The organism is Segatella maculosa DSM 19339 = JCM 15638 (assembly GCF_000382385.1).
Taxonomy (GTDB): Bacteria; Bacteroidota; Bacteroidia; order Bacteroidales; family Bacteroidaceae; genus Prevotella; species Prevotella maculosa.
Window position 1 is genome coordinate 1 of record NZ_KB908340.1, and the last position, 23,658, is coordinate 23,658.

The window sequence follows — 23,658 nt, forward strand, 5'->3', positions numbered from 1 at the left end:
CCTATTCGGGAGATTGTTTTTGGTTTGTAGCAACTATGCGTGGCCTAAACCTGAAAACAAGTTTTCCCGAGGTCCTGGAAACCATAGTACAAGAACTTGGATTGTATTCTTTATGTGATGGTGAACAGCATAGCAAGCATATAACACAGTCATACAAAAAAACTATCGGCTTCAGTCCTGAGACTGATATGCCCAAGCATACGGAAGAACGACCATACAGTTTTGAGATACAGCCTTTTGATGACGGGCTGCTGAACTATTGGGCGCATTATGGCATCCATGAGGATGCACTCCGACGCTTTCGGGTACGGAGTCTTAAACGCTATGAGAGTATTTCTGCTGAAGGTCGTAAGTTTGAACTTTATGGCTCACCTACGGAACCTATGTTTGCCTATATTGGAAACGGCTATGTAAAGATATACCGACCTCACAGTCCGAAAATCCGCTTTCTCTATGGTGGACGGATGCCTGCCACCTATTGCTTCGGTATGGAGCAGATTCCCGCTAAAGGCGATATGCTCTTCATAACAGGTGGAGAAAAGGATGTACTCTCATTGTATGCACACGGCTTCAATGCAATCTGCTTCAACAGTGAAACGGCACAGATACCGACAAGCATCATCGAGAGCCTTCAGCTTCGCTTTCGACATATCATACTTCTGTATGATGCTGACGAGACAGGCGTACGCGAGAGTCACAGACAAGCAGAATATCTGGCAGAATACAAGGTATTGAACCTTTCACTTCCGCTAAGTGGCACGAAGTCTGAAAAAGACATTTCAGATTTCTTTGCCTTGGGCAACGGGGCAAAGGAATTGAAAGAGCTGCTTGCCAAGATGTTCTCAGACCTATATAGCCAAACTATGATGATGTTACGTTCCTGTGAAATTGATTATGAGAATCCACCGGACATTTCCAAATCGGTTGTGGCTGTGAATGGTGTTCCACTCGGTACGCAGGATAATCTGTTCTGCATTACCGGAGGTGAGGGTACGGGCAAGAGCAACTATGTTGGTGCCATCCTTGCCGGAACATTGGGAGAAAAACGATTGCCGATAGAGAAGACCTTGGGATTGGAGATTACCGCCAATCCCAAAGGCTTGGCAGTCCTGCACTATGATACGGAACAGTCCGAAGCACAACTGCACAAAAATTTGGGTAAGACCTTACAACGTGCTTCATTGAAAACCGTACCGGAGTTTTACCACTCCCTGTATCTTGCGTCGCTCTCCCGTAAAGACAGACTGAAACTTATCCGTGAGAGTATGGATTTGTTTCATCATAAGCATGGAGGTATCCATCTTGTAGTGATTGACGGCATAGCCGACCTGATACGTTCCGCCAACGATGAAACGGAAAGTATTGCCATTGTAGATGAGTTGTACCGTTTAGCTGGCATATATAATACTTGCATCATCTGCGTGCTGCACTTTGTGCCGAATGGCATTAAGCTCCGTGGTCACATCGGTTCCGAGCTGCAACGCAAAGCCGCGGGAATTCTTTCCATAGAGAAAGACGACAATCCGGAATACTCGGTGGTAAAAGCATTGAAAGTCCGTGACGGAAGTCCGCTGGACGTACCGATGATGCTTTTTGGCTGGGACAAGGGTGAAGATATGCACGTCTATCGTGGTGAGAAGTCCAAGGAAGACAAGGAAAAGCGCAAGACCGATGAACTTATTGGTGTTATTAGAGAGGCTTTCCGAAGTTCTCTCAAACTCTCATACCAAGAACTGTGTGAGGTTCTGATACGTGAAATGGAAATCAAGGATAGGACCGCGAAGAAATACATCGCCTATATGAAAGAACAACGTATCTTGACACAAGATGTAAATGGAAATTATCAAAAAGGGGAACTATGCCATACTTAGACCAACAATCTGAAGACACATGGCAGAAATGCCTGTTTGATAAACTGAAGAATGTGGAAGATAAGCTCGACCGTTTGCTCGTCCTGCGGGAACAGGAAATAGATACAACCGTTCACCCTCCATTGAGACCGGAATACTTGGACATCATAGATGTCTCAAAAATCTTGAAGGTAGAACAAAAAACTATTTACAACTGGGTTTGGGCAGGAAAAATCCCTTATCTCAAAGCCAATGGACGATTGCTTTTTCTTTGGGAAGAGATAGATAAAATGGTACGAAAGCGAGAGGAATGGTAGGTGCTTTGGATATACTTCTCCTCTTTTTTGTTATGTAACTACGCGAGTTCGGGGTAAGAAAAGTCTTGTAAAAGTTGGTAATCTTACCAAAATTTAGTCTTTGTTGGTGAAAATCAATAGATTACAAAGAACGGAGTCACTGAAATTTTCTGTATTATCGATGAGTCTGATAAGAATTTGAATGCTGAGTTGGATAAAAACCTGCGATTGCCCTACAATAGAGGATATATAAAGAAGGACTTCTTTGGGTGTCTCTTCAACCAGGGAGTCCATCTCGTACATGGTCTAAAGGCAAATATGAAGGACAAGCTCATGCCCATATGGGACGAACTACTGCTTAGAAAGAGGTACATTATCGAGTGTATCAACGAGCTGCTTAAGAATAAAGCAAATCTCGTGTATTCGCGACATAGGTCCATACACAACTTTATGATGAATCTGTGCTCGGCACTCACGGCATACTGCTTCTTTGACAATAAACCGGAGGCACTACCAGTACAGATAGAGAAATCAGGACAATTGGAGCTCTTTGCATATTGATCTTATCCCGAACTCGTGTATATTATATTATTATTCGCATGAGACCATTTGAAGATTTTAAAAGACTGCCATGAAGGAGGCGCCAGATCGAGTATATTCTTGGAAGCAGAAACATCCAGAAGAATACTCACGTTTCTCTGTGGAATTGATAAAAATGGAGCACAATGACTTCAGTTGTCTTGAACGTATATTCAACTTTGGACTACATATGTACTTGCTGAATGCCGTAAATTGCTTACACCGTCCTCATAACTCAACAATATGGAACACGAATACAACACAGCCTACATCAAGGTGGAACTCATCCGTTCTCGCCATCTTGATCCAGATATTGCCTTTGTTGTGTTTCTCCTTGCCATCTGCGACTTCTCCGGGAAGAAATACAAGTATAATCCAGCCCAGGGAGTTGATTCTTTCATTTTGTACGAGAAGAAACAATTCGACGCCTCCAAGAGTTCAAAGTGGCAACGTGGAAGAAGGATTGTATCGTATTTGACAGAAGTGTTTAGGGCAATGCCAAATACAATAGGCAAACCCTAGCACAAGTATAGGTCTAGGAAAATAATGATTCACGACAAAAAGTGTAAAAGTATTGTAAAAAACCGAAGATTATCAATTTTGTTTTATAGAAAATACCTAATTTTGTAAATCAAACTTTATAAGATTGTACGATTCTTATTAAATATAATTTATATGGGTGTCAGTAAAGATGTCATCAAACAGTGCCTGATTAGTAAGCAACGCGAAGTGGATGAGGCGGTGATTACGCACCGCCCCACAGACTTTGAAGAGAATGGCAACTATGTGATAGTTGGCGTGAGACATGCGGGTAAGTCGTACCTGCTGTATCAGCGCGTGCGTCAGCTGCAGGCGGCAGGAAAGGGATGGGACGAGATTCTGTTTGTGGACTTTGAGGATGAGCGTCTGGCGGAATTCCAGACGGAAGACTTTAACAGTCTGCTGGAAGCCCATCTGGAACTGTATGGTAAGAAGCCGGTGGTGTTTTTGGACGAGGTGCAGAATATTCCGCACTGGGACAAGTTCGTGCGGAGGTTGACTGATGCGAAATACAGGGTATATGTGACGGGCAGTAATGCGAAGATGTTGAGCAAGGAAGTGGCAACTACGCTGGGCGGACGGTTCTTTATCTATGATGCGTACCCATATTCGTTCAAAGAGTATCTGGCAGCGCAGCAGGTAGAACTGAGGGAGCATTGGGAGTATGACACTATCCAGAGAAGCAAAGTAAAGCGGCATCTGAATGAGTACTTCTATTACGGCGGTCTGCCAGAGATATTGTCATTCAAGAATAAAAGGGCTATGCTTTCGAGTTTGTACCAGAAGATCTACCTGGGTGACATCTGTGCCCGAAACAACATTAAGAACGACAGGGTGTTGAACATTCTGATTAAGAAGATTGCAGAGAGCGTGAAGCAACCGCTGTCGTATAACAGGCTGAAGAACGTGATAGTGGCAACAGGGTCACCCATCAGTGTGCCTACTACGATAGACTATGCGGATTATGCCGCTGACAGTTGGCTAATACTGCCCATGGAGAATGAGATTGGGAAGCTGACGGAGAAGGAGACGCAAAAGAAGTATTATTTTATAGACAACGGATTGCTGAATCTGTTCTTGATGAACTCAGAGACGTCGCTACTGGAAAACATGGTGGCGGTGGAACTATTCAGACGATACGGCAAGGAGAATGTGTATTATCTGAATGCTGACAAGGAGATAGACTTCATAGTACCTGACGAGAAGCTAGCCATACAGGTGTCCTACAGCATCAAGGATGAGACCACTTACAACAGGGAGTTGCCGCCACTGGTGAAGTATGCCAAGGCACACGAGGACTGGAAGTGTCTGCTGATTACATATGATGAGGAGGGCACGGAAGAGGGAATACCCGTGGTGCCGGTGTGGAAATGGCTGACAGAGGTGTAACTTCGGGTGAGACATCCGAAGGATGCTGAAACCACAGAGGAACGGTGGTAAGGAAGGACGGAATATGACGCAGGGTGAACGGTGGTTGTCTATATAATTTGCGAAAGTTTGTAAAAAATGTCGACTTTTGCTAATTACAATTTTGATAACATAATGATTTTCAATACTTTATTTTGATTAAAGGTTATGAATTAAGGAATGAAAGTACAGGAATCTAAAAAACAAGAAGTGGGTAAGGCTCAAGATGAAGAGATGCCTAAGGAATATCGAACTCTTCTGTCACCTTGTAACATACCTGTGGGTGACACATCTCACCTTGCCGTGGATGACCTGAAGTTTGCTTTGGAGCAAAGCGATTCCAGGAATATTGCTATTACCGGTCATTATGGCTCCGGTAAGAGTTCTGTTGCTAATACCTGTATAGATGAAATGGGAATAGCGAATAAAGTCTTTCGTATTTCCATGTCAACCTTTTCTCTACCTTCTGAAAATGAAGATCAGAATTCAAATGAGATTGAATACAAGATAGTCCAGCATCTACTGTATAAATGCGACAAAAATAAGATATCACATTCTGGGTTTAAACGCATCCACGAACCGGTCGTGAGAAATTATGAACAATACATCATTTGTATTCTTGTTGCTTTAGCTTGTTTTGTTATAGCATTTGAACCTTCCATTTTAAGAATTGATAGCTTCTACGATGGCTATTATAGATTTTTTGGAGAGAAGGTAGGATGGTGGATTAACCTTATTGCAGATGCTTGTTCAGTAGGCTATTTGGTTTGGTTCCTGTTCTGGGTTGGCAAAATAACAGCTTTGAAGCTAAATCAATTCAGAAATATTAAAATTGAAGCAAATGGTGTTAAGTTGGAAGCATCAGCAGATGTGGATGTGTCCGTATTCAATAAGTATCTGGATGAGATTATCTTTATCATACAAGAAAACCAATATGATTATATACTGTTTGAAGACTTAGACCGATTAGATAATTCTGACAAATTGTTTTTGAAGATCCGAGAGCTGGACATGTTGATTAATGAGTCGGAAACGTTTAAGAAGCGGAGGCGTATTGTTCGGTTCATATATGCAATTAGGGATGATGTCTTTACCAGGGAGCTTAGGACAAAATGCTTTGACTATATTATTGCGGTTGTCCCTGTGATGGATCATTACAATGTGACCGACTATCTGATTAAACAGTATAAGAGTAAAGGTCTATTTAAAACCGTAGATACGCCGGTGCTGGAACAGTTGTTGAGTAAGGTGACGGGACTGCGTGAGTTGAAGAACATAGTAAATGAATATACGCTTTTCCAGAAGAGTCTAAAGACGCATTTAAGTGGTGATGACGAGAACTACGAACAAAAACTGCTTGCAGTTATTGTTTATAAGAACCTGTTCCCACAAGATTTTGCTAAGGCATATTTAAAGCAGGGATTGTTTTATGCGATTTTTAAGAACAAGTTATTATTTAGTGAAGACGAGACAAAGGAAATAAGGAAGAAAGCAAATGCCTCAATTCAAAGTATGAATGAGGCACGGGAGAAGATAATCAATATTAGAAAACAATACCTTGAAAAACTAAACGATCAGGTTGAAGTTACGACTCTGATAAAAAACGGCTATGATTATACCTTGGGACAGGTGGCAAGTAGGGATAATCTCTTTGAACTGTTTATTAACGATGAGTTTGATAGATATACTTACACTGACCATAACCGTGAGGAAATTGGCAGTATGACCTATAATTTCGAATTTGATGAGATTGAGAAGAAAGTCACGGAGGATATAGGCTATTATGAGGCCATTGATGAGCATTCACAAGCATATAATAGGAGCAACGATGAAAGGCTGAAACTCGAAAAGGAGATAAAGGTAATCGAGAATACTGCTTTACGGGAAGTCTTAAGAAAGATAGGGGGAGAAAAAGCCCGTGTGATTTTCAATAAGATATACGTCAAAGAGTACACGGCCAAAGAAAATGAGTCTAAGACCATGAATAATGAAATGGTAGATACTCTATTAACCATGATTTATGGCGGGTATATCACTGAAGATTACTATCTCTATATTTCAAAATTCTATGAAGGATCTACATCTGAGAGCGATTATCAGTTTATCAATGCTGTTTTACAGGGTACTGAACGGGCGTACGATCATAAACTAAATAATGTCAAAAGTGTAATACGCAAGTTTAGAGTTGAAGATTTTAAGAATAATAGTATCCTTAACTATGATATTCTGAACTACTTGCTTGATAACAAAGAGGAACATTTCCTGACGAGTTTCATAGAAACCGCTCGAAAGAATCCTGAGTTTATCGTGAGTTATTTCCAAATGTCGGAAAAAGTTAACGATCAGTTCTTTACTCGTGTGTTTGAAGGCTGGAATTCATGTGTTAACATCATTAAGGGACAAGAAAAAACCGAGAATAGTGATGTATTACTGAGACTCTTCTTCAGAGAGTCTCCCGTCTCTATAAAACTGAATGATGAAGAGATAAAGTATCTTGAGGGTAAATATGAGTTCTTGCATTCTAGTATTAAGTTCTATAAGCTTGCCAAACTAAAGAAGTTTATTAATAAGTACAATCTATGCTTTGAAACACTCGTAAAACCCAGCAAAGAATCACAGGATTTATATGAATATTGTTTGACTAATAAGGGATTCGTGATTAGTAAAAAAAATCTTGGTGTTATTTTGGGTGATAGTTTGACTAAGAAACCAATGACGGCTATTTTTAAACTGTCAAATGACAAGTTGAAGAAATATCTGCTAAATAACCAGAAGACCATAGCCACATGGTTTGAAACGAGTTGTAACGAGGAGAGTAAAGAGACGCTGGTGTATATGATAAAGGAGGCGGTTGGCGATGATGAATGGTTGACACAATATCTTAGCCAGCAATTATATGATTTTGATGATGTAAGCGACCTTGACACAAGAGCAGTGGGCTTGATTCTGGCTGCGGATAAGCTGGCAGTTGCATGGCATAGCGTTCTTGGCGCTTATCAAGTGTTAGGAACTTTGGATGATACTCTGAACGAATATTTGACAAGACATGCTACCATACTGTCAAAAGAAAGGTGTGTGGGGGATGAGAACCTGGTAACGTTGATGCATGAACAATTATTTACCGGTGAGAAACAACCCATACTTGAGTTTGTGAAGTTGCTGCGTAGCTTTGATATGACATTTACCTTAGTTGAACTTGGAGAAATGGATGATGAAAGAATAGCCGAGGTAATAAGACAGAAAAAAGTGAGTGCAGACTCAGAAATATTTAAGCATTTGAATGTTAACTGCTCTGATCAAGTAGCGGATGATTATCTCATTCTTCACTATGATGCACTCATGGATGATGAAACAATTGAGTGGAAAGAGTATATGAGGAATAGTATGGGTGTTCGTATCCTTAATAGTAAGCTGACGCTGGAGCAAAAGAAACGATTCCTAAATGAATGCTTGTTTATAACGAAAGAGAGTCAGGATGCATGGGAATTGGCTAAACTGGTTTGCTTCTATTATAACCAGTGTGGTGTTGATGGGGCTAACAAGGATTTAGTAGTAATAGCATTAACTATTTATCAAGGTGGGGATAGTTGGGAACAAAAGATAACCCTCATTAATAAGTGCAATGCTGCATGGGAATATAATACTGAACTAGAAAACAAACTTATAGATGGATTAGGAGGTGAGTATCACAAATTAACCTATGCTCGTGGTTGGGCTAGCTTTGATATAAATGAACATAATTCCACGTTGTTGGACTACCTAAAAAAGAAAGGGCATTATATAAGTAAGGTGGAAAAAAAAGAGGGACAGTTTTATGTGACTTTCAAACATAGTTAGCATGACACAGGAAGAAAGATGGTTGGCAAGGTGCAGTAAGGTAATAGATTTCATGGAGAAGAACCATAGAAATCCATCACCTTATCGTTTAGAGGAGCATCTGTTCTTGAATTTTTCAAGCATAATAGAAAGTTAATGAATGTCTTTTCCCGATTTTCCTAAACACTTTTTGTTATATTCACTATGCGAGTTCGGGATAAGAAAAGTCTTGTAAAAGTTGGTAATCTTGCCATTTTTTTGCATCTTTATAGATGAAAATCAATAGATTACAAAACTTTTGAACGATGTTAGTCAAGCATATAGGAACATCAAGGGGTACTATATCTGCTGCGTTGGTTAGCAACTAAGACAGGAGTTTCCGAATGCCGTTTCCTACAATCGATTCGTGGAACTCATACCACGTGTTTTCTTCAAGATGATGCTGTTCATGAAGCTCTATGCCTTTGGCGGATACACCGGCATTTCGTTTGTCGACAGCGAACACCTGTATGGCTCGCCAAGCTCGTACTTTTCTCTGTTTTTTTGTACTGATTATGAGATTTTATATGTACCTTTGTTGTCTCGAATAATGCATTATTTCGCGACAAAATACATTTATAATTATGATAGAAAGTATTGAAAGTAAAATACTTATAAAATCAAAGAAATGCGGACGTGGCTCTGTGTTTTTTTGTAGGGGATTTTATTTCGTATGGCAATCGAGATGCCGTTAATAAGGCTTTGGAGCGCCTCACGGAAAAAGGACTGATGATTAGGGTGGCACGTGGCATCTATTGCTACCCTAAAATAGAAAAGGTATATGGGCTTGGAGTGGTTCCTCCATCACTTGAAGATATTGCCAAAGCAATGGCAAAAAGGGATGGCGCAAGAATTGTCCCAACGGGGCTTTATGCCCAATACCAATTAGGACTGACTCAACAGATACCGATGAACGTAGCTTACTTAACCGACGGTGTCTCACGTACCCTAAATCTTGGCGAGGGGAAAAACATAAAATTCAAGCGTGCCTCTCCCAGATATTTTTCCATCCGTAGCCGGTTGGCCCTTCTCTTAACAACAGCCCTTAAAGACTGGAAAGTAGAGAATCTGACAGATGAGCAGGTTGCTACCATTAAAATGAAGTTAAACGAAAATCCTCACCTTCAAATTGCCGACCTCAAACTGATGCCTTCAAAGGTAAGGGAATTTATAGTTGGTCTATATGAATAGGTTTCTTGGATTATCCGACTCACAACGGAAAAGTGTCTATGAATCGGTTGCACATAAGGTAGGGTTGCCAAGAAATTGCGCAAGGCATCATCGCTTTTTGTTTTAGAGGAACTAACCCCTATGATTTGTGAAGAACTAAAAAGACAAGGCTTGCAGTCGTTTGTCACAGTTAATGCTCAACCCAATGGCGAAGGTGACGCCACCTATCCCGAGCCACGTCAGATTTATCTTCACTATAAATCAGTTTTTGACAAGGGGCTTACATATCTCCGCCCTGATATTGTATTGGAAGTGAGTGCACGTTCATTGCTTGAACCGACAGAATCAATACAAATTAAAAGTATTATTGGAGAGCATCTTCCGATTACACCATTGGCTGACAGTGCCATTCATACTGCTATTCCCGCAAAGACATTCCTTGAAAAGGCGTTCTTGCTTCACGAACTCTTCTCCATTCCCGGACACGGAATGATAGCAGAGCGCAAGAGCCGACATCTTTATGACCTTTACGTTATGATGAATAAAGATTTTGCAAAGAAAGCCATTGCAGATGATGCATTATGGGAATCTATTCGTCACCATAGAGAAATTTATACTTCAGTGAAAGATGTGGATTATACTCCCGATGTACGCAAACGTCTCCAGATTGTCCCCCGGAAAGATATTCTTGAAGAATGGAAATCAGACTATCAGGCAATGATGGAATCAATGATTTATGGGAAAAAACCTTCATTTGAAGAACTATTAGATGCACTATCCGAACTTCAAGAAAGGTTTAGGATAAGCAAATAGTAAACAACACCAGTAATCTGTTAGATTTTGGCAATAACAAGCGTTATTTGCCAAAATCTAACGGGGAAAACTAAGAAATGACATTAAAGATAATGTCACCATTTCGGTCTAAAACTCTGCGAATGTTTCTCCTCTTCTAAATCCTGAACAGAAAGGTTATCATTCCCTTTCCCGACAGAATGATTGTTGCCGGACAAGCCCTCTCCTTGTTTCATTTCTTCCTTTGCATCTTGTTCCTCTTCAGGAGGTGAAAGTGTTAAGGCAATCTTTCTATCCAGCTCCGCAGCCTCACTTTTAAGTGCACGAAGCTCGTTCTCTTTCTTCCACGAACCGTTTGCAATGGTAATGTAAACATCCTTATTGGCTGCTACCTTTTCCATTTCCTTCTCATGCGATTCTATCACCTTTGGAATACGCTCCAAGGCATTTATAAAGTTCTGACACGCGAGTTTAGGATCAGTTGCCAACTTTCCATTATTGTAAGTGTAGTAGATAGACTCCTGCCCTTTCACAAAGAAGCGGTTCACCGAGCAGTCGAACAAGTCCTTGGAAGTGCTCTCTGTCTTGACCATAATGGAAAAGCCGTAAATCTCACCGATTTTGTTGTACTCGCCCTTGGTGCGAGCTTTTTCGTCTATTTCTTGTAAACGTGCAGCTATGACCTTGATGTCGGTACTGTCTTCCACACCTTTGATTGTCAGTTTATTGATAGGTGTACCTTCCTCATCACGTTCTACACGCTGCTCAAATAGAGCCAGGTCAGCCTGTGCCTCCTTGATTTTGTCTGTATGGAAAGACACGGAACTGTCAATCTCTGCCAACTTGCCCGTTGCGGCATCACGCTCACGGAGAAAGTTCTTGCGCTCGGATTCCAAGGTGGTAATCTTCTTGTCCAGCCTTGCCTTCTCCAAAAGGTCGGTATTACCCGAAAGTACTGCTACATATTCTGAGAAGTTCATGCCGCTGTCCTCATCCATCGAACCCTCATCGATGGTACGACTACCAAGCGTGTTTGTTTTTAGCTGATTAATGAAGAGCTGCTTGTTATGCAGCAGGTTAAACTTGTAGCTATCCAAGGAACGTTCCACGGCATAGATAATCACATCGACCTTGTTGTCCGCAAATTCCTTGGCGATAAGGTTTCCCTTGCGCACGGCACGCCCGTTGCGCTGCTCCAAGTCCGATGGTCGCCAGGGCGTGTCCAAATGATGGACAGCCACGGCACGTTGCTGTGCGTTCACACCAGTGCCCAACATGGATGTAGAGCCGAAAATAATACGAATATCTCCACGGTTCATCGCATCTACCATTGCCTTCTTAGCCTTCTCGTTTTTACATTCCTGAATGAAGCGTATCTCATAGGACGGGATATGGTAGTCTTCCACCAGCTTTCGCTTGATTTCCGAATAGATGTTGAACTCTCCGCCAGGCTTGTAAGTTCCCAAGTCCGAAAATACGAACTGCGTTCCTTTCTGTGCATCGTACTTTTGGTAATAGTCATTGAGCATCTTGGCACAATGGCTTGCCTTGTTGTCGATATGATCTGAGTATCCATTTTCATCTATCATGCGTAGGTCAAGGCTCATCTTGCGGGCATAATCAGTAGCTAAGAATTAAGGGAAACAGAGGGAAATACAGGGAATGTAACTATTTGAAATATCATTATTTAGCTTTTTCTTACTATTTTTGGGGTAAGCGAAAACGAGCATCAAACGGCAGGAGTTCCGTTACCAAATCGTAACCCATCAAGGGAAAAGCAAAAAGGGGTTACGAATTGAAGATAAACAACTGTTTCATAGGTTTTTATTCCTCATCTTTCATTTTTCTGCATCGCTCAGGAATACTTGTTCATCTGTACCTTTGCAAGCAAAGGAAATTTAGAAAAAATGACAAAAAAATGAAGGAAAACAAACTGAAAGTATCGTTCTTCGTTCAGGCGAAACGAACCGACAAGAAAGGACTTGTGCCTGTTATCGGGCGCATCTCAGTAGGCAGAACCCATTCTGGCTTTTCTACCAAGTGCAAGACTCCGCTCACTCTTTGGGACAGTCGTAAGCAACGGCTCGTCGGCAAGAGTGCAATGGCGGTGTCTGTCAATCAGAAACTCGGTGAATGCACTGCACTCATCCATGCACGCTTTCACGAACTCAATGAAAGAGAAGAAACTTTTACCGCCACAAACGTGAGGGATGCCTATCAGGGGCAAATTCACCGTCAATCCTTGCTCTTGGAGAGTTTCGGGGAGTATCTCACACAGACAAAGGAGCGCATAGGTATCGACCGAGCCTTGAAGACGTTCAAACTACGTACCTACCAGCTCTCCCTGCTCCGTAAGTATGTGCAGAAGAAGCACAAAGTAAGCGACATTCCACTCTCACAACTGGACAAGTCCTTTATCGAGGGCTTCGAGTATTATCTCACCATTGACCGAAAGCTGAAACGCAGCAGCATATCGAGTACCTTGTCTACTTTACAGACCATTGTCCGCATGGCGGTAAAGAAAGGCGCACTGGACTTCTATCCTTTCTTTGGTTACAGCTATGAGCGCCCTAAGGGAGAGCCGAGAAGCATCACGCAAGACGAGCTACAAAAGATAATTGACTTGGAGATTGAGTGGGAGAACTACCGCATCGTCCGTGATTTGTTCATCTTTTCTTGCTTTTCAGGTTTGGCAATCTCCGATGTGCGCAATCTTCGGGAGGAAAATATCGTCTTGGAAGAGGGCGAGATTTGCATCAAGGGCAGGCGGATGAAGACCAAGACCCCGTACCGTGTACAGGTGCTTCCTCCTGCTCTGGCAATCATGAATCGTTACAGAGGAATACGGGCGGGATTTATCTTTGATGTACCGACAGAGGACATTATCCACAATGGCATGCATCACATACAGAGAAACATCGGCATGGAAAGCCCGCTGACATTTCACATGGCCCGCCACACCTTTGCATCGCTCATCACGCTCTCGGCAGGTGTACCGATAGAGACGGTAAGCCGTATGCTCGGACACACCAATCTGCAGACAACACAGATATACGCTGCGGTTTCCTCCGAGAGAATCCATCGAGACATGCAGAAGGTACAGCAACGCATACAAGATACATTCACCTTAAAACTTTGACATTATGGCACGAAGCACATTCAAGACACTCTTTTATATCAACCGTTCCAAACAAAAGAAGAACGGCAAATGCCCGATTATGGGGCGTATCACCATAGACGGTGAACAGGTACAATACAGCACGGGAAAGGAAACCGCTCCCGATCTTTGGGACAGCCGTAAGGGACGATGCAAGAGCACAGGTGAAGAGGGCAAGGATATCAACCGCTATCTGCAAGCCAAAGAAGAACAGACACAAACCAAGTACCAAGAATTGGTATGGCAACGTGGCTACATCACAGCCGAACTGCTGAAGCGTGAACTTTTGGAAGAGGACAAGCCCAAAGGTTTTCTTTTGGAGGAAGCCCGGCTCTTCATCGAGGATAAGCGTCCCTGTGTAGGAATAACGGTTGCCAAGCCGACCTTTGCCAACTACATTTATGCAGCGCAACTCATTGAGTCCTATCTGTGTGAGCGCTTAGGAATGGAGGATATTCGATACTCACAGTTGAATTATGGCTTTATTGAGGGGATGGACTTCTACCTCAAATCAGAACGCAACCTCTCCCTTGCCACCATTCAGATAGTGGTCATCTTCCTGCGGAAGCTCATCGGTATCGGACAGCAGAAGAAATACATCCGCATCGACCCCTTTGTGGACTATAAGGCGGAACAGCCACACCGCACACGCAGGTATCTCACAACCGAGGAATTGCAGCGAGTATTACAAACCCCAATCATAGACAAGCAGTTTGAACGTGCAAGGCAACTCTTCCTATTCTGTGCTTTTACTGGTCTGGCTCGTGCGGATATGCAACGGCTCAAGCCGAAGCATATCATCTGTAATGCTGACGGCACGGAGGAAATCCGCATCAAAAGGCAGAAGACCGACGTGGAAGCCATCATTCCACTCTTACCTACTGCCAGGCAAATCCTTTCAATCTATATCAAGGACAAGAAAGCAGACGAGTTGATATTCCCCAATCTCACTATAAGGAAGGCTTCCTTTGCCTGTGTGAACATCGGGCAGATATGCCGAATAGAGAAAGGATTGACTTTTCACATGGCTCGCCACACTTTTTCGACCACGATTTGCCTTTCCAACGGCATTTCAATGGAAACGCTCAGTAAGATGCTCGGACACAGCAATATCGGCACGACACAGATTTACGGAAAGATAACCGACCACAAGATACAGGAGGATATGACCGCACTCTCTCATAGAGAGCATTCAGCCTTTGAGGATTACTGTGAGTCGATTGCAAGGCAGAGCGCAGTAAAGCAGCAAGCTTAAAAAGAAAGTAATTACCAAGCATTTATTATTCACGATTGAAAACCAAACGATTATGAAACAGAATAACAAGAATAAACTTTCCTACTTTCAGTTGAAGTTAAGAAGTTATCTCAATGAGCATCATCCTGAGAGATTGCAAGATATGGAATTTATCACCGCACGGGCAGATATGGCACTTACCGCTTACTGTAATGCGGTGGCGCAGGGCTTCACACACCTCGAAGCGGAGAGTATGGCAAGCGAGACCTTGTATCAAGGCTTACACTTCTCTAAGTACGACATGCTTGTATCTGTCTTGGAAAACGAATTTGAAAGGGAACTGCCTGCTCCGCTCCCCGAGAAACTCGCGCCCATATTGTTGTCGAATAAGGCAGTTCAAGCCATATTCGACAAGTTCGGTTTGACGGACATATTTGTCGCAAGCGAACAATACGACCGTCTTTACACCGAACTCGCAGGCACGATAGTGTTGCTCATCGAGAGCAATAAGCTGCCAACGGTCAGACAGGCGGAGGGAGCAAGTCCGAAGTAGTTGTAAGCAAAGGCGCACACAAAGTCCCTGATGCCGTTTTCTTATCGTGCAAAGGTACAACGGCAGCCAATCTGCCCTGCAAGGTCAAGTCCTGCGGATGGAGAGAAGAATCTCCACCGTAGGATTTTTCTTTTTCAAGTCGGTACTGCCATCCTCAATATCCGTGCGGTCGTATTCATCTCTCCCAACCTTGCAGGGCAGGACTGCCGTAGAGAGTATAGGCACGACAAGAATACGGCATACTCAGGCTCTTTGGACGCAAGCAATAAAACAAATATTCTACCTGTCAACCGCACGGACGATTTATCAATCTCTCTGTTGTTCGATAGAGAATGCTTACATTCGCTCAAACGGTCTATCGTTCGGACAATCTATTTCACGAACAATAGAACGTTCGATATATCGAATAATCGAATGTTCGAGAGTTAGTTGCTTCCATATTCGTTGATATGAAACGAACCGGCACCTCTTCTCATTACCGCAATCATTTATATCTCCCCATTGTTTTTGTCTTTTACACATCACGTTTTCCTTTGCTTTCCCTCTGTTTCCCTGCTTTTCTCCGTTCCTTTTTTCTATGCTTTCCTGCACTTATCTTTGCACACGACAATAGCGGCAACAGACTGTATATGAGTTTGTTTGCCGAGTAACAACAACGTAATCAAAACAAAATGAATGCAATGAAACTTATCATCATCGACCGCAAGGCATGGGATCGGCACTGCTCCGACTTTGCCAACTTTATCCATCGTATCGAACAACTTATCGGCAATCCGCCAGAAAAAGACGAATGGCTCGACAATGAAGCCATATGCCGCAGGCTCGGCATCAGCAAGCGCACCCTGCAATCCTATCGGGACACGGGAAAGATACCCTTCTCTATCATTGGGCATAAATGCTATTATAAGGAAAGCGACATCACGGAGTTACTGAATACAAACAATGAATGAACTAAAACAATGTGAATTATGGCAGAGAACGAAATTATTACACAGCAAGACCCTCAGATGCAGATGTTTGCACAGTTAATGGAGGGCATATTAAAGAAACTGGAGCGTTATTGCACAACTGCCCGCCCGATGTTGGGTGGAGAAGTTTACCTCACAGGAGAGGAAGTTTGCAGTCTGTTACGTCTGAGCACCCGCACACTTCAGGACTATCGGGACAACGAAACGATAGCCTACTGCAAAATCGGAGGCAAGATACTTTATAGGCAGAGTGACATACAAGCTATGCTCGAAAGGCACTATTACCCCATACCCAAGAAGTCATGACGACCATAGAAGAGAGAGATGAGTGCAATAACCAGCAAGGACCTATCTGTTCCTTTCTTAATATTGGCAAGGTGTGTCTTTGTAACACAAACCGCCGTTTGTACCACAAAGACCCTTGCCCCAAATGGGGAATTGAATCACTCCGAAGTCGTGATTAGAAGAACAAAACAAGAGTATATGGCAAGCGATAAATCAAGGAAAAGAGTAGTGAAAAGGTATGGTGATATGCCTGACAAGTGGGATGATTGGCACGTCCGACTACCCGATCCGAAAGAGCAACTTCGGGTGATAGACCTCTATCACAGGTCAGACTCAAAATCCAAGTCCGATTTCGTGCGCGCAAGATTATTAGGTGAGCATTTCAAGGTGATAACGGTGGATAAGTTCGCCGTGGACTATTACCGCAAGCTCTCCGAACTCACAACCCAAGTGCATAAAATTGGTACAACCTATAGTCAAGTGGTACGATTGATGCGCCTTTATGCAACAGAGAAAAGTGTAAAAGCATCGTTATAGAAACTTATAAACTTCACCACCAAGATTGAAATTCTACAAAAACAAATGATGAAATAGGCCCTTGATTTTACTAAAGTCATAGGTGTGGATTTTTATAACTATTTGGATTTCTACAAATAAAGTTATAAATATTCCACTCCTACAACTTTTAATAGGCTAGCTTACATTAAATTAGTGTTTATTAAAAGGAAATTACCTACATTCTGCTTAATTAATACATTATATTGTGTTATGAAGTAAATCTGCAATAAGCTACATGTTTAGCGTTTTAACTGTCTATTAAGCTGTTTATCTAAGGCAGGATAGGGCAGGTAAATGGTCTTTTCTCCTTGCCACGTTACATTGTCGGGGATGAGCAAAGTCTCTTTCAACGTTACGTTAGGCACAACCGTAATGGGAGTATTTTGTTTGCGTTGGTAGAACACTTGCTCTAATCTGTTGAGTCGCATGAGGTCGTCGCGTCGCGTAACCAATGCAGGAATGTAACCGGCAACTTCCCATCCGTGCTCTTGAATGCAGGCCTCAATGAAGTCGGAAGCATTCATTCCGGCGGGCAAAGGGCTTAGTCCTGCACGCTGACGCACGCGATTTATGCACTGATAAGCCAAGGTGTTGGGTGCACCTTCGGCCCGACATTGCGCCTCAGCATACCACAGTAGTACCTCGGAATAACGGATAAGACGGTGACGGTGACTATTAGATGAGACATATCCTGCGGGCTTTGTATAGTCATAATCAACGTTATCAGGCCCCACAGTGAAGATAGAGAACATGGGATGTCGCTCTTCTACCTCCCACCAATCTAAGAGTTCGGTCTCTCCTTTACGTCCATTGTTTTTCAGAATCTTAGGATTATAAATGGCATCTTTTCGCGGGCCGGAAGGAAAGTCTTTCCAAAATAAAAGTTCACCCCAGCCATCTCCCCAACCACCAAGCGACTCAAAGAGGTTGCTTTTCGATAATTCAGAGTCCTCATCCCATTTGAATGTTCCCGAGAAATTAATACCAACAACAGTTTCATTGGTATAGTTATGGCTCGGTGCATACACGTTTTTGAAGTCTGACTCTAAGATATACTCGTATGTTCCGGCCTGCACGCCATCAATTATAGCCTTAGTTAGGGCCGCTGCGTCGGCATATCGCTCGGCTTTTTGCAAAGGCCAGCCAGCCATCGCCATATCAACAGCAGCAAGAGTTGCCTGCGCTGCCTGTTTCGTAACATAGATATTGGCACCACTAATGAATCTTGGTTCGTCGGTATATTTTGTGGGAAGCATAGTGATACATGCATTTAAATCGGCCACGATCTGTGCGTAGACCTCTTCAACTGAAGCTAAAGGCCGGTTATAATCAATGTCACCAACAAGGTTCATGGGAACCGAACCGAACCGTTTCACAAGGAAAAAGTAGTTCACCGCACGCCAGTACCGCGCTTGTCCGATGGCTATATTCTTTTCTTCTTCGGTAGTTGGTGTCTTGCCTGCGCGGTTAATGATATCATTTGCCACTTTAATGACCACATAAGACGTGCGCCAAGCCCACACGGCCCCATTGTTTCCGTCGCTAGGATGGAATGCATCAATATCGGCAAAGTTCTGTTTGTTGCTACCGGGATTGGTGGTAATATCATCTCCCTGCCATGCAATCAGCATAGGGTATGAACTCGCTTGAGTGGCACAAACCTTACTATATAAGGCATATACGGCCATGTCTAATTCCTCCTGTGACGTGAAATAGTTATCGGGAGTTAGCTTCCCCTTTGGTTTTTCAGTAAGAAAATCACTACAAGAGGTCATTGTTACGGTCAGCAACAATGCTGAAAAGAGTATTGATAGAAGTTTCATTATATTGGCTTTATAGGTTAGAAATTCATTTTTATGCCTAAGGTAAAGGTGCGCGTGAGCGGATAAGCCCCCATGTCAATACCGTCGTTGACATCGATACTCCCTTGAGAGGAATCCATAAAAGATATGCCTGAAGGATCTAATCCCTTATATCCGGTGATGGTAAACACATTTTGACAGCTCAACGATAAATGGATATCAGTAAACCGAGTCTGCTGTTTCGTGAAGCAATATGATAGCGTAATATTGTCGAGACGGAAGTAATCTGCTTTCTCCAACCACTTTGTAGAGGCTCCTTGATAGTAGTTATTGGTGACAGTTACAGCCGGAAACATGGGGCTATCCGTTTTTCCAAACGACTGATAATAGGCATCCTTCAATGTGATAAACTTGGAAGCACCATTCATTGAAGCTGCAAAATAGCGCATTAAGTTGAGACGTTTGGCCCCAAAAGCCGCAGTGAAGAACAGGTTTAAATCCCAATGCCGCCAAGAAACACGGTTGTTCCAGCCAAAGGTAAACGTAGGATTGGCCTTGCCACAAAATGTCCTATCACCTTCAGAGACTGTACCACTACCATCAAGGTCGGCGTAAGTGTCGTGTCCGGTAGCATCTAATCCGGTCCATTGATAGAGATAGAATGCGCCAATAGGTTGTCCAACGACGACGCGAGTCACATCACCTATCAAGCCCGTAGATGGAGATTGGCCTTGTACGAATGGGATATTGTCCAGCGAAGTCACCTTGTTCTTGAGATAAGTGCCCGTTAACGAAGTATTCCAACTGAAGTCTTTTTGGCTTAAAAGGGTGGCATCAATATTGAAATCAACTCCACTGTTCACCACTTCGCAAGCGTTTACCCAATAATCTCCGCCGCCATCATATTGGGGAAGGGTCTTTTTGAGCAAACCATCTTTTGTGATTTTCTTAAAGTAATCGATGGAGAAACGCAGCCGATGAGCGAGCGTTGAAAAGTCAAGTCCTACGTTAAACTGATGCGTTTTCTCCCATGTCAAATCGGGAGTTGCACGGCTTGTTCCCGTCCAAAATCCTGTATATTTCGTTGTTCCACCAAAGGCATAGCCCTCTTGTTTCATTAATCCCAAGGTTTCATAAGGAGAAATGGCCTGACTTCCTACCAATCCATAACTCAATCTGAGCTTAGCATCTTGAATAATGTCTTGCTTTTGCATGAACTTTTCGTTTCCAAGCGACCAAGCTAAGGCAATAGAAGGGAAGTATCCCCATTTGTTTTTGAAGAACTTCGACGACCCGTCTGCACGGAAAGTTGTGGTAAGCAGATAGCGATTATCATAGTTATACATCAGGCGACCAACACCGGACAGGAGCGCCCAAGATTCATAACCGTTGCTCTCGGTCTTTGTTTTAGCAAGTCCGATGTTCCACCATCCGACGCTTTCTGTAAGCAGACCTTCGCCTGATATGCCCATCATGCGATACTCTGATTGCGTAGCTTCAAACACACCTGTGGCTGTAAGGCTATGCTGTCCCCATTGACCGATATAGGTAAGGTTGTTAGTTGATTGCAGCGTCATGCGTTGCCCGTCACGATTGCTAAGCCGGCTCTGTTCGCTAACGCGTTTTGAACTGAAGCTGTAGTATTTCGTATCATTATAGTCAACGCCGTTGGTTGTGGTGAAACTCAAGCCCGGAAGGATATTAAAACGCAAGTCAATCCGCCCGTTGAAGATATCTTTCCGATACTGTCCGCCATTGATATTCAAGGTGCCAACGGGGTTATCTGCCGTAATGGCATTATAGAAATCGCGACAATACTTTCCGTTTTCATCCATGATATTCGTCACAGGCGAGTAATTAAGTGCAACCCATAAAATGTTGTTTTTAGAGGCACCGAAGTTGACAGTATTCCTAACATTATGCGAAGCATTGATATCTGCCGTGATGTTGAGCCATTTGGCGATATTCGATGTGAGGTTAAGTTTCACTTGATAGCGTTCATTCTTACTACGCTTCACTGCTCCAGTCTGTCCCAAGTAATTGCCCGAAAGATAGTACTGCGTGTCTTTGTTGCCATTCGTCAGTGTCACTTTATAGTTTTGTATGAATCCCGTTTGTGATATTGCCTTCTGCCAATTGGTTCCTTTTTCGCCATTTTGAAAGGCCGTCAAGTCAGTTTGGTTAAATGTTCCGGGATGAGCTTCGTTGTATGCCGTAGCAAATTCGTAGGCATCGAGCAGTGAATAGTGCTTCGCCATATCAGCAAAGCCAAACTGAGCATCAAAAGAGATTTGCTTGACGTCGGCTTTTCCCGATTTCATTGTTACTAAAACAACGCCATTAGAGCCGCGCGAACCATAGATGGCTGTGGCCGAAGCATCCTTTAAAACCTGGATAGATTGAATATCTTCAGGGTCTAAACCTGTTAACCCACTCTCCCTAACGATACCGTCAACCACATAAAGCGGATCGTTGCTTCGGTTGATAGAGCCTGCTCCTCGAATACGAATCTTCATGTCGCCACCGGGGATTCCACTGCTGACAACATGCACTCCGGCAATACGTCCCTGCAGAGCATCATCGATTCTTGTGAGCGGTTGGTCTTTGAAAGCCTTACTATCGAGCACCGACACCGAACCGGCTAAGTCGGCCTTCTTTACCGTTCCGTAGCCCACGACAACAACTTCATCTAAGGCATTCACATCGTCGCCGAGCATGATTTCCATGTTTGGTGTAGCCTTTAGTTCTTGTTCGTGTAGGCCAATGTAAGAAATGACAAGCGGAGCACCGGGTGGTACGTTGAGTGTGAAGCGTCCATTGGTATCTGTAATGGTTTTATTTGCCGTTCCTTTTTGCTGGATGGTTGCACCAATAAGTGGCTCTCCTGAGGCATCTTTCACTACGCCCGACACGCTCTTGGCTGTTGTATTGGTTGGCTGTTGTTGCGCATAAATTGGCTGAAAGGCAAATAGAATACCTAAAAGTGCGCAACAAATGAGCATCCCTCGTAGCGGAAAGTGAGGGCTACGACGGTTCTCTTGCTTAGGATTGTAAGATAGTCTGTCCATGTATTTAATCGGTATTAACAAGTAGGTTGTTGTGTTTCTTGATTCAAAAGCTTGGCTACCGCGTTCCAATCCTGTCGGTAGCCAATAGCAGGGAGTGTGTTTAAGTTGTGTCTATTGTTGTTACCTCCTTTCGTTCTATAGAATAATGATACGAGCAAGCGTACACATAACAGGTTATACAGACTTATATCATCAATTATACAGGCGTGTATAATTTATGATATGAACGCATAAAGCCCGACCTTACAATTACCATCCATCCCTTTGTTGCCTTTTATTTGCTTTCTTTCTATTTCAATGGGAACGTGAAATGCTTCTTGTCTTTGGCATTCAGGCCCACATAATCCACTTCCATCTTGCCGTTTGCAATGTGACAAAGCAGATAGGTGTTGTTGCTGTTTACGAGATTTGGAAAATTAATTACCTCGTTAGGATCTTGATAGCCATACCGATGTAGGTGTGCAGAGAGCATCACCGATACGTTCATTTTATTGAGTTCGGGGGTCAATGTCTGTTGCATGTGATAGGGGCCGTGCCAATTTTGAAGCGTTGGCGGTATGTGTGAGAAGGCCACCAACGGATATTTTCCCACCTTATTTTGTTCGCGAAGACTGCGCAACCAACGTGCTTCTTCCTCGCGATATTGGTCATAATTCACAATACCGCTGTATTCAATATCCTCGTCGGGCTTATCTTCTCCAGAGTCAATAAACAGAAAATCAACGCCTGCCACATGCTGCAAGCGATAGTAATGCCCGTTCTTCGTGGGGAAATAACGATAGAGATAGTCGGCAAACTGACCGCGAAGTTCGTGGTTACCACGATTGAAAAAGAGAGGAGTATGGGTTGCAAACATACGCACACAGGTGTCTAAATAGGCCTCCATCATGTGTTGTTGACTCCTCAACCGATGCGACATATCACCGTTGAGCAATACGAAATCGAGTTTATTGAAGTCAATATTCTTACACAAGTCTTTCATAAACTTAGCACGTTCATGGATATCATTCAGCACCAGGAAGGTTATTTCGCGAGGCCGAGCTGGGAATGTTGCAAATGTATAAGGCTTGCCTCGCCACACATCAGTGCAGGCTGTCTTCCCTAAAGTCACCCAGTCGTCATATCGCCATTCGGCAACTTCCTGCGTAAATACCCGATAACGGTATTTCGTATCAGGCTTCAAACCCTCTATTCGTACGCGATGTACGCTGTCGGTAAGCACCTTTCGACCTGCCAACACATCATAATAACGCTGTCGGGCCTTGCCATAGAAGTGGTCGGTTGAATCGGGTGCAACCTCAACCCACGACATTCCGGGCATGTCGGTCACCCAAACAATTGTTACACTTGTGCTGTCCATGTCGCAAATCCAAGGGCCATGCGTCACCTCAATGGCTTTGGCACCGACAGAAAACAGCAACAATAATCCAAATACTAAATGTTTCATATACGTTGATTTAATTTTATGTATCGTGTTCTTCGCTAAAAATATCATGCAAGTAATACGAAAATCATCGCGGGTAGTACTATCCGTTATTGCTGAT

Annotated in this window: 14 protein-coding genes and 5 pseudogenes; 15 read left to right on the forward strand and 4 right to left on the reverse strand. The window is 43.2% G+C overall.

What is annotated here, in order from left to right:
* The 9 genes and pseudogenes from H164_RS0112455 to H164_RS14665 all read left to right on the forward strand — a co-directional run.
* Positions 1 to 1,871 (forward strand): bifunctional DNA primase/helicase (locus H164_RS0112455; protein WP_019968925.1); only part of this gene is annotated, 1,871 nt, incomplete at its 5' end.
* A complete protein-coding gene (locus H164_RS0112460; RefSeq protein ID WP_019968926.1) occupies positions 1,859 to 2,167 on the forward strand; it encodes a helix-turn-helix domain-containing protein in 309 nt (102 codons plus the stop codon). The genes H164_RS0112455 and H164_RS0112460, both read left to right, overlap by 13 nt.
* A 147-nt stretch (positions 2,168 to 2,314) precedes the next feature.
* Positions 2,315 to 2,707, forward strand: a pseudogene (locus H164_RS14940) (transposase); the annotation flags it as partial.
* 261 nt (positions 2,708 to 2,968) lie between these two features.
* A complete protein-coding gene (locus H164_RS0112470) occupies positions 2,969 to 3,247 on the forward strand; it encodes a hypothetical protein (RefSeq protein ID WP_019968928.1) in 279 nt (92 codons plus the stop codon).
* 153 nt (positions 3,248 to 3,400) lie between these two features.
* A complete protein-coding gene (locus H164_RS0112475; protein ID WP_019968929.1) occupies positions 3,401 to 4,654 on the forward strand; it encodes an ATP-binding protein in 1,254 nt (417 codons plus the stop codon).
* 198 nt (positions 4,655 to 4,852) lie between these two features.
* Positions 4,853 to 8,509, forward strand: a complete 3,657-nt coding sequence (locus tag H164_RS0112480; RefSeq protein ID WP_019968930.1) for a YobI family P-loop NTPase — start codon at positions 4,853 to 4,855, stop codon at positions 8,507 to 8,509.
* A gap of 298 nt (positions 8,510 to 8,807) precedes the next feature.
* Positions 8,808 to 8,987 (forward strand): annotated as a pseudogene (locus H164_RS15980) (IS982 family transposase); the annotation flags it as partial.
* A 124-nt stretch (positions 8,988 to 9,111) separates the two neighbouring features.
* A pseudogene (locus H164_RS14660) lies at positions 9,112 to 9,718 on the forward strand (DUF6088 family protein).
* 120 nt (positions 9,719 to 9,838) lie between these two features.
* On the forward strand, positions 9,839 to 10,510 hold the full coding sequence (locus H164_RS14665) for a nucleotidyl transferase AbiEii/AbiGii toxin family protein (RefSeq protein WP_019968933.1): 672 nt from the start codon (positions 9,839 to 9,841) through the stop codon (positions 10,508 to 10,510).
* A gap of 95 nt (positions 10,511 to 10,605) precedes the next feature.
* Here H164_RS14665 and H164_RS0112500 read toward each other — a convergent pair.
* Positions 10,606 to 12,120: pseudogene (locus H164_RS0112500) on the reverse strand (helicase-related protein); the annotation flags it as partial.
* Positions 12,121 to 12,407: 287 nt separating this feature from the next.
* Here H164_RS0112500 and H164_RS0112505 point away from each other — a divergent pair.
* From H164_RS0112505 to H164_RS14675, 6 genes and pseudogenes are all read left to right on the forward strand, one after another.
* Complete coding sequence (locus tag H164_RS0112505; protein ID WP_019968935.1) at positions 12,408 to 13,628, forward strand: site-specific integrase; 1,221 nt, start codon at positions 12,408 to 12,410, stop codon at positions 13,626 to 13,628.
* A gap of 4 nt (positions 13,629 to 13,632) precedes the next feature.
* Positions 13,633 to 14,901, forward strand: a complete 1,269-nt coding sequence (locus H164_RS0112510) for a site-specific integrase (protein WP_019968936.1) — start codon at positions 13,633 to 13,635, stop codon at positions 14,899 to 14,901.
* 52 nt (positions 14,902 to 14,953) lie between these two features.
* Positions 14,954 to 15,433, forward strand: a complete 480-nt coding sequence (locus tag H164_RS0112515) for a DUF1896 domain-containing protein (RefSeq protein WP_019968937.1) — start codon at positions 14,954 to 14,956, stop codon at positions 15,431 to 15,433.
* A gap of 680 nt (positions 15,434 to 16,113) precedes the next feature.
* Positions 16,114 to 16,383 carry a helix-turn-helix domain-containing protein gene (locus tag H164_RS0112520; RefSeq protein ID WP_025830281.1) on the forward strand — a complete coding sequence of 90 codons (270 nt, stop codon included), beginning with the start codon at positions 16,114 to 16,116 and terminating at the stop codon, positions 16,381 to 16,383.
* Positions 16,384 to 16,401: 18 nt separating this feature from the next.
* Positions 16,402 to 16,707, forward strand: a complete 306-nt coding sequence (locus tag H164_RS0112525; protein WP_019968940.1) for a helix-turn-helix domain-containing protein — start codon at positions 16,402 to 16,404, stop codon at positions 16,705 to 16,707.
* Positions 16,708 to 16,884: 177 nt separating this feature from the next.
* Positions 16,885 to 17,220: pseudogene (locus tag H164_RS14675) on the forward strand (plasmid mobilization protein); the annotation flags it as partial.
* Positions 17,221 to 17,483: 263 nt separating this feature from the next.
* Here H164_RS14675 and H164_RS0112535 read toward each other — a convergent pair.
* From H164_RS0112535 to H164_RS0112545, 3 genes are all read right to left on the reverse strand, one after another.
* Positions 17,484 to 19,067 (reverse strand): RagB/SusD family nutrient uptake outer membrane protein, encoded by a 1,584-nt coding sequence (locus H164_RS0112535; protein ID WP_025830280.1) that lies wholly within the window; start codon positions 19,065 to 19,067, stop codon positions 17,484 to 17,486.
* Positions 19,068 to 19,084: 17 nt separating this feature from the next.
* Positions 19,085 to 22,114, reverse strand: coding sequence for a SusC/RagA family TonB-linked outer membrane protein (locus tag H164_RS0112540; RefSeq protein WP_025830279.1), 3,030 nt, complete (start codon positions 22,112 to 22,114; stop codon positions 19,085 to 19,087).
* A gap of 289 nt (positions 22,115 to 22,403) precedes the next feature.
* Positions 22,404 to 23,561 carry an FN3 domain-containing metallophosphoesterase family protein gene (locus tag H164_RS0112545; RefSeq protein ID WP_019968944.1) on the reverse strand — a complete coding sequence of 386 codons (1,158 nt, stop codon included), beginning with the start codon at positions 23,559 to 23,561 and terminating at the stop codon, positions 22,404 to 22,406.
* Positions 23,562 to 23,658 lie beyond the last annotated feature (97 nt).